The 14,294-nt window shown below is 40.0% G+C and carries 12 protein-coding genes; 7 read left to right on the top strand and 5 right to left on the bottom strand.

What is annotated here, in order from left to right:
• Window positions 1-202 precede the first annotated feature (202 nt).
• The 4 genes from dnaB (at window position 203) to ACFQ3S_RS07730 (ending at window position 6,009) form a co-directional block, all read left to right on the top strand.
• Window positions 203-1,753 (top strand): replicative DNA helicase, encoded by a 1,551-nt coding sequence (gene dnaB / locus ACFQ3S_RS07745; RefSeq protein WP_377162986.1) that lies wholly within the window; start codon window positions 203-205, stop codon window positions 1,751-1,753.
• A gap of 536 nt (window positions 1,754-2,289) precedes the next feature.
• Window positions 2,290-3,687: a glutamine synthetase family protein gene (locus ACFQ3S_RS07740; RefSeq protein ID WP_377162984.1), complete on the top strand. Its 1,398-nt coding sequence runs from the start codon at window positions 2,290-2,292 to the stop codon at window positions 3,685-3,687.
• A 146-nt stretch (window positions 3,688-3,833) separates the two neighbouring features.
• Window positions 3,834-4,883, top strand: a complete 1,050-nt coding sequence (locus ACFQ3S_RS07735) for a hypothetical protein (protein WP_377162982.1) — start codon at window positions 3,834-3,836, stop codon at window positions 4,881-4,883.
• A 268-nt stretch (window positions 4,884-5,151) separates the two neighbouring features.
• Window positions 5,152-6,009, top strand: coding sequence for an HAD-IIA family hydrolase (locus ACFQ3S_RS07730; protein WP_377162980.1), 858 nt, complete (start codon window positions 5,152-5,154; stop codon window positions 6,007-6,009).
• 150 nt (window positions 6,010-6,159) lie between these two features.
• Here ACFQ3S_RS07730 and ACFQ3S_RS07725 read toward each other — a convergent pair whose 3' ends face one another.
• Together ACFQ3S_RS07725 and ACFQ3S_RS07720 are read right to left on the bottom strand one after the other, a co-directional pair.
• Window positions 6,160-7,131 carry a glycoside hydrolase family 5 protein gene (locus ACFQ3S_RS07725; protein ID WP_377162978.1) on the bottom strand — a complete coding sequence of 324 codons (972 nt, stop codon included), beginning with the start codon at window positions 7,129-7,131 and terminating at the stop codon, window positions 6,160-6,162.
• Window positions 7,132-7,231: 100 nt separating this feature from the next.
• Complete coding sequence (locus ACFQ3S_RS07720) at window positions 7,232-7,528, bottom strand: hypothetical protein (protein ID WP_377162977.1); 297 nt, start codon at window positions 7,526-7,528, stop codon at window positions 7,232-7,234.
• Between the two features lie 613 nt (window positions 7,529-8,141).
• On the opposite strand from ACFQ3S_RS07720, the gene ACFQ3S_RS07715 reads away from it, so the two are divergent.
• Window positions 8,142-9,050 (top strand): bestrophin family protein, encoded by a 909-nt coding sequence (locus tag ACFQ3S_RS07715; RefSeq protein ID WP_377162976.1) that lies wholly within the window; start codon window positions 8,142-8,144, stop codon window positions 9,048-9,050.
• Between the two features lie 45 nt (window positions 9,051-9,095).
• Here ACFQ3S_RS07715 and ACFQ3S_RS07710 read toward each other — a convergent pair whose 3' ends face one another.
• Window positions 9,096-10,217 (bottom strand): M35 family metallopeptidase, encoded by a 1,122-nt coding sequence (locus ACFQ3S_RS07710; RefSeq protein WP_377162975.1) that lies wholly within the window; start codon window positions 10,215-10,217, stop codon window positions 9,096-9,098.
• Window positions 10,218-10,337: 120 nt separating this feature from the next.
• Window positions 10,338-10,748 (bottom strand): hypothetical protein, encoded by a 411-nt coding sequence (locus ACFQ3S_RS07705; protein WP_377162973.1) that lies wholly within the window; start codon window positions 10,746-10,748, stop codon window positions 10,338-10,340.
• A 268-nt stretch (window positions 10,749-11,016) separates the two neighbouring features.
• Between ACFQ3S_RS07705 and ACFQ3S_RS07700 the strand changes: the two genes are divergently transcribed.
• Complete coding sequence (locus ACFQ3S_RS07700; RefSeq protein WP_377162971.1) at window positions 11,017-11,829, top strand: bestrophin-like domain; 813 nt, start codon at window positions 11,017-11,019, stop codon at window positions 11,827-11,829.
• 161 nt (window positions 11,830-11,990) lie between these two features.
• Here ACFQ3S_RS07700 and ACFQ3S_RS07695 read toward each other — a convergent pair whose 3' ends face one another.
• Window positions 11,991-12,440, bottom strand: a complete 450-nt coding sequence (locus tag ACFQ3S_RS07695) for a KTSC domain-containing protein (RefSeq protein WP_377162969.1) — start codon at window positions 12,438-12,440, stop codon at window positions 11,991-11,993.
• A 422-nt stretch (window positions 12,441-12,862) separates the two neighbouring features.
• On the opposite strand from ACFQ3S_RS07695, the gene ACFQ3S_RS07690 reads away from it, so the two are divergent.
• Entirely contained in the window at window positions 12,863-14,251 is a 1,389-nt protein-coding gene (locus tag ACFQ3S_RS07690) for an ArnT family glycosyltransferase (RefSeq protein WP_377162967.1), read from the top strand.
• Window positions 14,252-14,294: the final 43 nt, after the last annotated feature.

Below are 14,294 nucleotides of genomic sequence, written 5' to 3'. Positions count from 1 at the left end.
TAAATAAAAATAAGGCAGCAAAAGTAAGTATATTTATTTACCTAATGTTCATCACATTTTTAAGCATATTTTAAGGACCATTTAACACTTTCTAATTTATTAAGCTCATAATCAACCGCATAAAATTTACCAACATGGTTGTTAATTAATGGTTACGAAATGTTGACTAAGCAGGCCTGTTTTTTCTATATTTTTGTTCAGTATGATTTTTGAGAATAATAGCCGAACCAATAACGACCGTCGCACTAAAAATTACACCAGTACCAGCCTTGCCACAGGTAAATTACCGCCCCAGGCACGTGACCTGGAAGAAGCTGTTTTAGGTGCCCTGATGCTGGAAAAAGATGCCCTGTCATCTGTAATTGATGTGTTGAAACCCGAGGTTTTTTATGTAGAAAGTCATCAGAAAATATTTAATGCCATACGCGTACTTTTTGAAAAAACCTCACCTGTTGATATTTTGACCGTTACCGCGCAACTGCGTATGCAGGGCGAACTTGAAATGGTGGGCGGTGCTTATTACATTACCGAGCTTACCAACCGCGTGGCATCGGCAGCTAACATAGAATATCACGCCCGTATCATTATTCAGAAATTTATTCAGCGCGAGTTGATCCGCATTTCTACCGAGGTAATTAACATTGCGTACGAGGATACCACCGATATTTTAGAACTGTTAGATAAAGCAGAAAAAAACCTGTTCGATATTGCCCAGAACAACCTTCGCCGCGATTCGCGTAAAATGGACGATCTGATGCAGGAGACCTTGAAGGAGATAGAAGCACTAAAAGATAAAACAGACGGCCTTACCGGTATAGGTACTGGTTTCACCGATTTAGACCGCATGACCTCGGGCTGGCAAAAATCTGACCTGGTTATTATAGCGGCCCGCCCGGCCATGGGTAAAACGGCATTTGTTTTAACCTGCGCGCGCAATGCCGCTGTAGATTTCAATAAACCGGTAGTGGTGTTCTCCTTAGAAATGTCGTCGGTACAGTTGGTTAACCGTTTAATATCCGGCGAAGCCGAAATTGAGCAGGAAAAAATCCGTAAGGGTAAAATGGAAGAATGGGAATGGCAGCAAATCCACTCCAAAATTGGCCGTTTGGAGGCAGCCCCTTTGATTATTGATGATACCCCGGGTTTGAACATATTTGAGTTTAGGGCTAAATGCCGCCGTTTAAAATCACAGCACGACATTCAGTTGATTATTATTGATTACCTGCAATTGATGACCGGTAAGGCCGATGGAAAAAACGGAAACCGCGAACAGGAAATTGGTAGCATATCGCGTGCGTTAAAAATGGTAGCTAAAGAGTTGCAGGTACCGGTTATTGCCCTGTCGCAGTTAAGCCGTGCGGTGGAGAGCCGTCCGGGTGGTTCCAAACGCCCGATGCTATCGGATCTGCGTGAATCGGGATCTATTGAGCAGGATGCGGATATGGTATTGTTTTTATACCGACCAGAATATTACGGTTTAGAATTTGACGAAGACAACAACCCAACCAAAGGCGTGGGCGAAGTAATAATAGCCAAGCACCGTAACGGGGAAACCGGCACTGTACGCTTAAAATTTGTGGGTAAGTATGTAAAGTTTACCGATTTGGAAACAAATATGGACAGCTATATGCCACCATCGGCAGGTGGTGCCTTTTCAGGTTTAGGTCCGTCGCAAGGGTTCGATAGCAACCCGGGTAATATCATTATTCGCCCATCGCGCATGGATGATATGGAAGATGAGCCACCTTTTTAATTTAATAATTTAACCACTCTTCATTTTAACGATAAGGAGACCTTCGTAAACACAATTACTTACCAGGTGTGTTGAAGATATTTCGTTAACACCCCAATGGCAGGTATGCTGATATAAAAACGGCATTAGCTACACTTTAAGGCCGTTTTACATGTCTGTTTAACCAGGGATATGCTATGCAAATCAGGGTTTTTTTTCTGTTTGTGGTGTTATCCTTATTTGATGTTTGACCGTACCATTATCTGCCATCGTTACTTATACCTTTGGTTTCTGAACTTCTTTTTAGTCAACAAAGCTTAGGCGGGCAGTAGTGCTACTTGTGCAATTTTGTTTAAATTTTCCCTGGTTTTTACATTGAATAGGTTACCAATACATATTTTGGGTAATTTATAATCTGGTATATTACAGGCTACAACAACTGCCATTAAACCAAATAAAAAATCTCATCCAACCTCACAAACTAAAGGTTTATGGTTGAAGAGCAAAACCAGATAAAGGCAGTACTTTTAATAAATTTTTGGTGATATTAACGTTGAATGGCTAACTTGCCCGCAGCCCTCAATATTAACAACCTGGCCATGGATAAACAGCAAATTCTGGATTATTTAAAGCAAAACGATATACACCATATTAAGTTCGCGTTTGCCGATATGGATGGTATTTTACGCGGCAAGGTGATCCATACCCAAAAGTTTACCGCCGGGCTGGACCAAGGCTACGGCTTTTGCGATGTGGTATTTGGTTGGGACAGCAATGACCAGGCGTATGATAATGTGAACGCTACAGGCTGGCACACCGGTTACCCCGATAAGCCCTGCCGTATAGATCTATCTACCTTTCGTACAGTACCGTGGCAAAATAATATCCCTTTTTTTTTGGGTGATTTTAGCGGAGAGGGTAACGACCAGGTTCCTTGTCCGCGTACTTTGTTAAAAAAAATAGCCAAAGAATGTGATGACATGGGGTACCACCCCGAGTTTGCGCAGGAATTTGAATGGTTCAATTTTAGTGAAACACCGAAAACCTTGCAGCAAAAATCGTTTACTAACATACAACCGTTTACGCCGGGTATGTTCGGCTACTCTATACTGCGCCCGTCGCAACAAAGCGATTTTTATTTCGACCTCGTTAACCTCTTAGAACAGTTCGGCATCCCGCTGGAAGGTTTGCATACCGAAACCGGCCCCGGTGTGTACGAGGCCGCCATTATACACGACCACGTACTTGCCGCCGCCGATAAGGCCGCGCTCCTGAAAAATGCCATTAAGGAAATAGCCTCCAAACACGGTATTATGGCCTCATTTATGGCCAAATGGAAGGAGGACCTGCCCGGCTGCAGCGGCCACGTACACCAAAGCCTGTGGAGTATAGATAAAGCGACTAATCTTTTTTATAACGAGGGTGAAGAAAATAGGATGAGCGATTTGATGAAGCACTACCTGGCCGGCCAATTATATTGCCTGCCGCACATCATCCCTATGTATGCGCCCACGGTTAACAGCTATAAACGTTTGGTAGAAGGTGCCTGGGCCCCAACTACCATTACCTGGGGCGTAGAAAACCGTACCACCGCACTGCGCGTAATTAATACATCGCCCGAATATATGCGACTGGAAACCCGTATTCCGGGATCGGACACCAACCCCTACCTGGCCCTATCGGCCGCGTTGGCTTCGGGTTTGTACGGCATTAAAAATAAATTAACATTAAACGTACCGCCCGTAAAAAGAAACGGTTATAACGATAAAAGCAATGGAAGCATTGCCCCCAATTTGTTAGAAGCGGCCACCACCATGAAAAATTCGGCTATTGCGCGCGAACTGTTTGGCAATGCCTTCACCCGGCATTTTACCAATACCCGCATTTGGGAATGGCGGCAGTTCAGCAAACAGGTAACAGATTGGGAATTAAAAAGATATTTTGAAATTATATAAGAAGCTTTATACAATATAGAATGTTATTACAGTTATGCGCTTGTTGAAAACTTAGCAGCGCGGCAGATGCTTAAACAAGCTCATACTTACATGGGTATTTTAGGGTATAAAGGAAATTATTACAGCTTTTAGGTTAACCACCAAATATGGACCACGAATTAGGTACGCACATTGTAAAGAAAGCATGGGAAGGCTACGACGCTTCAAAAGTGATCAGGAGCATCGACGATATTAGTGCAAATGTATCAACCAACTTTGTTTTCCGCCTAACGTTTGAAGACGACGACATTATTATTGCTAAGCTATCCAACTTTGGCCAGCACGATTATTTTAAAGAAGATCACCGCATTATACACAGCCTAAGTAATAATTTACTGTACCCTTACGAGAACTTTTTGGCAAAATCGTTACTTAAAAACAACCGGGTATATATATACAGGTACCGGTTAAGCGGCACCGATGCCTGGGTGGTTTTTTACAATCCTACCCGTATTATGGAACGCCTGCCGCGTAGGCTGGAAGACAGCCACATTAAAAAACTGGCCCAGCAAACGGCCAAGTTTCATAAGGCTTGTTCACGCGCCAGTAAGGTACTGCCCAAATCATCCAAAACCATGCGAACCGATATTAACAGTTTGCTGGATCAGTTGAACAACGACGAAAACAGTTTTGGTTCCCGAGCACAGGTTGACCTGCTGCGTTATCACTGCGATTTGTACCTGAAAGGGCGTGCTAAATATGCGGCCAATACCTTTGAAACCATCCCGGTATTTATCGACTGGAACATCGGTAACTTTTCGGTTTCGCACAAACTGGAATTTTACTCGCGCTGGGATTACGATTGGTTTAGGATGAGTACACGTATGATGGATTTTTATTTTTTTAGCCGGGTGGTATCTGACGCGGGCGACCGTACCGTTTTCAGCTACCTCATTACCACCATGATGGAAAAACGTTTTATCCTGTTTATGGAAGAGTACCACAAACACAACCCTTTTACCATTAACGAGATCTATTTCCTGAAAGAAGCTTACCGCTTTTTTATATTAAATTATGTGATTAAGGACGGTAAACACTTTTTTCATGAGCAATACGCCGTGAAGCTACAGCAGGAAGCATACGATATTTACCTGCCCTCGGTTGACCGGGATTTTGATGCCGACGTATTAATCAGCGCATTAAAATTGAAGCATTGATGAACCTCTCCACAACCGTCTCTAAAAAAAAGATGCCTACTATTATTTTAAAGTCCTCTTTTTTAGAGAGAATTTAGGTGAGGCTGTTTGCGTTAGGAATTGAAGCGGATACCGGCCTGTGGCTAAGGCCTGTGCAGTATGAGCGTAAAGCCCGGCCCTGAGGGAAACGCCAATAAAATAGTTAAAAATAAACACACCCTTGCCCCTCTCAAGAAGGGAACCGCCTCACATGGCCTTTAAATATTAATTATTACAACGAACACCTCCAATGATAAACCCTGTTGAATTTAAAAGTATAGTTGACCGTTATAAAGTGATCTTTTTCGACTCGTTTGGGGTGATTAAGAATTACAAAGGCTTGGTGCCGGGCATGAAAAATACGTTCGATTACCTGGAAGAAAATCAAAAGGAATATTACATCGTTACTAACGATGCCTCGCGCAGCCCGCAGCAACTGGCCGAAAGCTTTGTAAAACTCGGCCTGGATATGATCACGGCCGATAAGATCATCTCTTCGGGCATGCTGGCCAAGGAGTATTTGGAACTGAAGGTACCCGATGGTATTGTAGCTTATATGGGTACCGATGATTCGGCACATTATATTGAAAGCGCGGGCTTGCGCACCTTGCCGGTTAAGGCTATTGACGACAGCAACATTAACGAAGTGAACGCGCTTGTATTTATGGACGATGAAGGCTTCAACTGGTTCAGGGACCTCAACAAAGTGGTAAACCTGCTGCGCAAACGTAACATACCAGCTATTGTGGCCAATACCGATTTTGCCTACCCACTCAACATGCACGACGTAGCCATTGCCGTAGGGGCCTTAGCTAACATGATAGAGCATGTGGTGGGCAAAAAGTTCATTCACTTTGGCAAGCCCGATTCGCAGATGTTTATGTTTGCGTATGACCTGGTGCGCGCCAAAGGCCCCATTAGTAAAAAAGACATTTTAATGGTGGGCGATACCCTGCATACCGATATTTTGGGTGGTAACAAATTCGGGCTGGATACTGTGCTCGTTTTCTCGGGAAATACCCAGCCTGAGGATGCCGAAACCAGCATTACCTCCACCGGTATAGTGCCCACTTATATTTGTGAAACGGCGGTAGTTTGCGGGAAATGAGGTTGCGAGGTACGAGTAAACTATTCAAAATTATTTAATTGCGGGCATAGCATGGTAACCACACGAGTTTAAATATACATGCGCGCAGTTGCTATGCCTATACTTAAAACTTGATTTTTATGCAGTAAAATAGGGTTGCCTATTACTAAACTACATGTTTAACTTCCGCAGTACTTTACGAATATAGTTACCAGCCGGAGTTAGCTGCTCTTTTGTCCAGCCGCCGTTAACCGGCGCACCGGGCCTTAAAATTGCCGTAGTCTCTTTTTTATCGGTAATGTTCCAGTTTGCCCAGCTTAGTTGATGTTGCTGCATCCATTTTAACCATTTGCGGTTTTTACCTTTATTAAATTCGCCATCGCCGTTAGCTTCGCCTACTCCCCATTCGGTAACAAAAAGTGGTAACCCTTTAGCAATGGCATAATTAGCCCTTAGCCGTAATCCATCCTGATGGGATGGCTCGGTGGCGTAGAAATGAAAGGAGTATGCAATGTTTTGGAAACCTGTAATAGGGTTATTGGCAGCTACATCTACGTCCTGGTCCCAATGCGGGCTTCCCACCACTATCAGGTTATCTTCATCGTACTTACGTATTTCGGTTATTAGTTCTACTGCGTAATTTTTTACCGTATCCCATCCTATACGTTCGGGCTCATTCCAAATTTCATAAATTACGTTTGGTACGCCTTTATATTTCCGGGCCATGTTTCCAAAAAATTCTTTGGCTTGCGGCGTATGCAGGTGAGCGTTGTGGTCGTGCCAATCTATTAAAACGTATATACCGTTTTCTATAGCCTTATCAACCATCGCAGTAATTAGTTGCCTTTGCTTATCTGGTTGTTGCAGGTAGCCGCTATCGGGCTGTACGGCCATTGATACCCGTAATAAACTAATCTTGAAATCCTGACAGAGCCAATTTACAACTGCCGGGTTATAATATTTACGCCCGCCCCATATACTCCAGGATAAGCTAATACCTGTTAGTTGTGCCGGAAGCCCCCCTTGGTTAACTATTTGCCCGGATTGTACATGCAGCTTACCGTTGTTTACAACAGGTGTGCTTTGCGCAAATGCAAACAGGCTACAGCTAATTAATATAAGCGAACACAGTATGGTTTTCATAATTGGTAAAATATGATTTGCAAATTATGCCAATTAATACCAATACGGTATAAAGTATAAAATTGAATTAAGAAACGTTAAAAGAGTATGATACGCCTTATTAATTGATAAAATTAAACACGAACAGCATACAGGTAGCAAATAGTATCATGAGCCCTCCTATGAAAACTAAATCGGCAATATCTTTGTACCTGCTGCCTACCTTAATATTGCCGCGTATAGCCAAAAAAGACAATAAACAACTCAACATAAAAAAAACGATAGCCATAGCAACCGTTTCGTCGATCATGGTTTTTTCTGATATTTTGAGAAACTTTAATGAGGTGAGCACTACAAAACATAACCCCAGTAAGTTGGATGATGCGTTTAATATATGCGGCGATTTATCGTTAATCATTAAATGTTTACAACTTATGCTACCTAATGATAAGATATTGCTGCCTGTTGCAGTGATAACAAATGTAGTATCTTAAAGGTAAAAAAAACAACAACAATTTCACGTACCGTTTGCGCGGCACTCGGTGCAGCGGCGTTTTGCCACATTTTGGGCATAGCATTCGGTTATAAGTTTCCATTGAGTTAAAGATTTAATAGCAGTTAGCAGAAGCGCATTAAAATTAATACTTACCATTAATAAATTAAAATATTTTTTGAATAATAAATTTACAACTAATTAATTGTTAATATATTATCGTTTTATACTTAACGTTGTTAACTATTATTATAATAATAAATTTACAGGCCGGGCATTAGGTTGCAGGTTGTTTAGCGATAATCATTTACCGTAGGTTTAGCCTTAAACACAACCGCTTTATTTACCTGGATTTTAACAAGTACATGTTTATACACTCATTACAATTTACTAAATGCCAGGTTTATAAAGCTTTAAAAAAATGTAATTAAATAACAACCTGCAGTTATAACAAATTTTCTCAAACATAAACCAGCACAAAATGTATAAATATCGCATTTGTAGTTAAGCTGTTCGTTATTAAATTTGATAAAAAACTATGCTAATTAAGCCTAATTTTAAGCTGATCCGTATATTAAAAACTACCTGGAAAGTGGATATACTGATGTTACTAATATGCGGTATAACATTTTACATACACGAGTACGTCACTAAAACCCCTATACAGCTGCCTGTTGCCATAGCAACCCTCTTGGGTACTGCTATAGCCTTTTTTGTGGGATTTAGCAATAACCAGGCGTACGACCGCTGGTGGGAAGCCCGTACCATTTGGGGCGGACTGGTTAACGATTCGCGCAGCTGGGCGCGTAACATATTACACAATATACCAAATTTGCCTCAAAACCAGGATTTAGCCGTTACCAAAAAACAAATGATACGCCGGCATATAGGATTTGTATATGCCCTTAAAGAAAGTTTGCGTGGAAAAAAGGAAGGTTACTTCAAAACCTTTTTAAGGGATGCTGAGCAGCAGGAAGTAACCAGGCAAACCAACGTGCCTAATGCTGTTATAGCTTTAAATGCTATTGACCTGCAGCAATTATCTGAAAGTGAATGTATAGATGGATTTCGGTTTATGCAGCTCAACCAGTTACTTACCCGCTTTACAGACCATATGGGTAAATGCGAACGTATTAAAAATACGGTTTTCCCTACCTCCTATGTGGTAATTACCCGGTTGTTTATATTTATTATGATTGTTTTTACTACCCTTATTTTAACCGAAAGCATTGGTGCATGGGCTATACTTATAAGTTGGATACTGGGTTTCGTTTTTCATATCACCCATCAAAACGGCATGTATTTAATGAACCCATTTGAGGAAATTGCTACAGGCATCCCACTCAACCAAATTGCCCGTACAATTGAAATAAACCTGTTAGAAATGCTGGGCGAGAAAGATATACCACCGGCTGAGAAACCGGTTAATGATGAATATTTTTTGTAGTGAGGTGATTGTTTTTATTTACGCTTGTATTAAAAAGCAGTACATTTAAAGTAAATCTTCTATATAATATCTGATATTATCGGCACATTCAACAGCCAAGTCGGGACTTTTCTTTGCCAAATCCAAGCAGGCCAGTTTACCATAAACATGGTCAACCGTGTATGCATAACCATGGCTAAGTTCGTGTGCTAAAATGCCTAATTGTGAATCGGCACCCGATATTGGCCTCGTCCAAAATAATGCACATAAAAATATCCGATGACAATAATGCATGCCGGCAGAACATTGCCGTGGATGCTCATTGTACTCCCTGGTATAAATTATATAAGCATAAGTATCTGGTTTACAGCTGGTAGTGCCTGAGCCGTCAAAAACAATATAGGAAGGACAAGCCCCAGGTTTTGCCGAAAGCATGGCATTATTAACTTTATTTAAATTGGCCGCACTGTAGGTACCAAACCATTTTTTATACAGGGCATCATTTTTCACCGGTTTAAATGTAAAAACCATTAACTCGAACAATGCCCTGGTTATTTGATTAACCCTATCCTTTTTGGCACTACTAAGATTGGAGGTTACCGGAAAACCCAGAACAAACCTTGACGTAGGTCCCAATTGTACATACCCATCATTATGCCCCGCTACACACAATGGTACATCATTTGTTGAAAACGAAAGATTCAAGTCTGTTTGGCTTTCCGCTTCTCTCCTGCTTAACACTTCTTCAATAAACCTGCCATCTACCAATAATTCATTGCTAACGGCAACAACTTTATAAAAGCTTTCAAACTTGTTCTTTAATGATGCATCGGTGTCATAAACGGAAAAACTTTCGTTAGCTATGACAATGCCGATGGGTTTTCCAGCTTCCATAACTTCCACGTTAAACTGCTGTAATATGTCTACAATGTCATACTCAATCGTTATTATTTCATCAACGTCAAATTCTTTGGTACTAACGTTGTCAACAAATTTCCGCTGATATATAGGCCCTGTGTATTTTACAATTTTTTCCTCTTGTTTTAGCATAAAGCCATGCACATAAGGAAAATCTAAAACCGTATTCCACACCAATACGCTGCACTTAACCGGTAAATTATTTTTAACAATAACAACAAGCTTGGTATCTGTTTGCTTTATAGAAATTTGAAAGCTTGTATTTTCCATATTAATTGATAACGGGGAAGTTGTTGATACCCGATGTACTGCATAAATATTTATTTTATTGGAATATTTGTTTACCTGCTAAGTATCATTATCTATTATGTAAAGTGCAGGTAACCTCCGTTAATTTTTATAATATAAGTGTACAAACCTTTTACCATCATCACCCTGGTGTATGGCTACCCTAATTGATGATAAATTTTTGATCTTATTAAATTCATCGTTTATGGTAAATAAAAATTCTGGTTCTACCTCAATTTTAACCATATCCCATTGGGCACCTTTTACTTTCTCTACAACACTTGCCTTAAAGTTTTCGGGAACTACTGTTAAATCAACCACTTTCAGGCTATCCTGCGCCTGAGGAAATGTATAGCCGCCATTGTAAAATACCCAGTATTCGTTTTTTGCCGGCTCTACAATTAAAGCAGATGAAGGCTTTTTAAGCACTTCGTTCAGAATATAAGCAACCTTTTCTGCCTCATAAGTAAATATGGTACCTTCAAAACCGTTACCCTTAATTTTACTTTCCATTTTATTTTAAATTTAAAATGATAATTGATGAATAGATAATTTCACAGGCAATAAGTTTTATATGTAACCGTAATTATTACCCTGTTAAAATTAGCAAGAACATTAAGAAAAAAATACAGTGTTTTAACTGTATTTATATCGTTAAAATATTCACGCCTTATCCTCAAATTTAAAAAGCTGCACTCTGTTACTTTATTAAAAGTATCTGAAGGGTAGTATTCTATTCAAAAATTACCTAAATTCATATCGCATACCCAACCTGTAATACATGAATTCTTTTCTTTATGAATTTCCGGCCATCTTAATTGCGTTCAACCTGTTTGTGCTGATGATTGCGGCTAACCTGGCGGGCTACTACCTGCAGCAAAGGGAAGCAAGCCGCCACCCCGAGCATGTTTCGGAAGGTTTGGGGCCGGTAGAGGGATCGTTATTAGGTTTACTGGCTTTGCTGCTGTCGTTCACGTTTGGCATGTCGGCATCTAAAAATGATGCGCAAAGGCAATTGATTGTGCAGGAAGCTAATAACATAGGCACGGCTATCCTACGGTGTGATTTGTACCCCGACAGTGTGCGTGACGAACTCAGGCCACTATTTACCTCTTACGTTAATACCCGCATAGCTTATTACGAGTGGGGTATAGATGAAGATCAGCTCAACCTCACGCTTAAACTTGGTAACGATTATTCGGCCAAGATCTGGAAACGGGTCATGGAATTATCGCAGGATAAAGAAAATACGCTCCGCACCCAGCAAATGGTGCCAGCACTAAACGATATGATGGATATAGCGACCACTCGTGATACCGGCAGGACCGCACATGTGCCCGAATCTATTTTATGGGTGTTGTTCATCCTTACCTTGGCGGGCAGTTTTGTAACAGGATACGGCTCCAAAACCAAGCGGTTTAACTATGTAATAGTTTGTAGTTTTGCTTTAATGACAGTAACCACCATCTACCTTATTTTAGACCTCGACCGCCCTCGCCGCGGCCTCATTAATATGGATGCCACACACCAAAAAATTGTGGAATTGAAAGACCTGCTTAAAGATAAACCGGAACCTACTCTGCCAACAAATTAAAAAAACCGGCAACCCAATGGTACCGGTCTGTAATTTTTTTCATTTTGTTTCAGCACGTGATGTATTGCCTTTGATGGGCCTTTTGCCGTAAGCTAAAAAACGAATGATAAAAATGCGGAAACATGAGGTTTCGTAAACTTTTAAAGCAACTATTTAGGTGATTAAGCGGTAGCTACCAACTTGCTCATGCTGCGGTAAACAAACTCATTAAAAATGTGCCTGCGTGCAAATCTTCCCGGCGAATCGGCATTGATGAACTTAACATATACCGCCTTGGGCACATCAAAATACTCGTACTCGCTGCCATCGGTAAAGCTAATTTTAAGCACCTGCGATTTGTAATCAAAGTCTGAAATACCTGCTGTAGTAGTTGTTGTGGTGTATTCGGCCAGGCTTTGGGCACGGGTTTCGGGCGCTATACTCACTAAAAAGTGGTAGGCTTCTATAATGGTCTTACTTTTTTCTTCGGCTTCTAAACGGCTTTCGGCACTATCGGTAAACTTATCGGGGTGCCAGGTTTTCATTAAACCACGGTAAATGCTTTTTAATTCCTGTAATTCGGCATCTTTGGTTACGCCTAATAATTTCCTGTAATCAACGATCTTTTTCATGCTATTATTCTTGTAATTTATTGTCGATGAAGAGAATAGCGTTATTAAAGCCAGTTACTTATTCAAAGAAAATAATTTTGCAAAGGTATGTTTTATTCAGCATAATTTTACCTAATAGCAAGTATTTACGCCAATAAGTTAATAATAGATTATCCATAGTACATGAAGTACAAGCATTGTAAATAAGTTTTTTTAAAAATTTATTTATGCACTGTAAACGCTTCAGCTATTGGGTAGCGAAACACAATTACCTGATAAATTATGCAGTAGTTATTTTATTCATTATTTTTATACGGCATAAACTACTAATATGCAAAAGCTTAGCAAAGCTTGTATAAACTAACGTTGCTCAGTACTTTGTATAGCTACGTAATACATTAGTATTAACACTGAACTCACAAAAGGTAACCGAATTTAAATTCATGATCAAAAGCATAACACGTAATCCATACATCATATTTCTCCCGTTTTTGATCTTTTACGCGTGCTTCATTATTATCAACAGGGCACCGGAATTACATGACGACGAAGTGAGGTATCTGGAGTTTGCACAACACCTGCTTAAAGGGTTTTATTCCCCAAAATACCCGCACATTAATTTATGGAATGGGCCAGGTTATCCTATTACACTAATGCCATTTGCCGCATTTAACGTACCAGTGATTTTTATTGCGCTTTTAAATGCCATATATATGTATATGGCGGTGGTGTTTTTATACAAAGGGTTACTCATTATCACTAATTATCAAACTGCCATACTATGTGGTATAATCATGGGCATATATCCCAATATTTTATCGGTACTTACCATGGTTTATACCGAACCATTAACCTACTGCCTGGTATCAGGGATGCTATACAGTATTATACGGTGTTGTTATAATAAAGAAACAAAATATCTGATTGTTGCTGGCTTAACATTGGGCTTTTTAACTTTAACTAAAATCATTTTTGGTTATGTGCTCATTATGTGTCTGATTATATGCTTAGCATTTATTTTATTTAAAAAATATAAAACTAATTATATCAGGTCGGCCAAGGTGTTATTAATAGCTTTTGCATGTACGCTACCCTACCTGGCTTATACATACACATTAACCGGCAAGTTACTATATTGGGGTAATTCGGGCGGGCTAAGCCTATACTGGATGAGTTCACCTTTTAACTATGAGTACGGGGACTGGAAACACCCGGGATTAACCAACAGGCAATACCCCAAATTATATAACATCAAATTAAAAGAATTTACCGGCCTGCTCAAAAAAAACCATTTACAAGAAGTTAAGATCATATTACGGCATAACGAAATAGACCGGGATGAACTGTTTAAACAGGCTGCTGTCAAAAACATTAAGCACAACCCCATCAAATTTTTGCAGAATTATTACTACAATATTTCGAGGATGCTATTCAACTTTCCCTACTCTTATGCTTACCAGGATGCGGCCATTATTCGTAATATTTTAACAGGCTCGTTGGTGTTATGGTCCTCATTAGCCTGTTTGGTTTTTACAATTTACAACTGGCGCAAAACTGTTTATCCTGTAAAATTTATATTGTTAATTACGGGTGTTTACTTATTATTAAGTGGTGCGTTAAGTGCTTACCCACGGCAATTGGATGTTATGATACCGGTATTATTATTTTGGTGCGGGTTTGTGAAAGCCAACGCTATGAAATTTAATTTTAAATATACAGTTGAGGGGCAAAATGTGATTGATGAACATCAACTTACATCAATAAATATCCCACTTCCGGTTGCTGTAGAACATGCACCTCCTTACGCTTCAGGCATTCCAACAATTAAATAGAGTTATAGATATTCCTGAAACTATCTGTACTGGCAGATGTTAA

Source organism: Mucilaginibacter terrae, assembly GCF_042679325.1.
Taxonomy (GTDB): domain Bacteria; phylum Bacteroidota; class Bacteroidia; order Sphingobacteriales; family Sphingobacteriaceae; genus Mucilaginibacter; species Mucilaginibacter terrae.
Note: the sequence above shows the minus strand (reverse complement) of the source record. Positions and strands in the feature narration are given on the sequence as shown.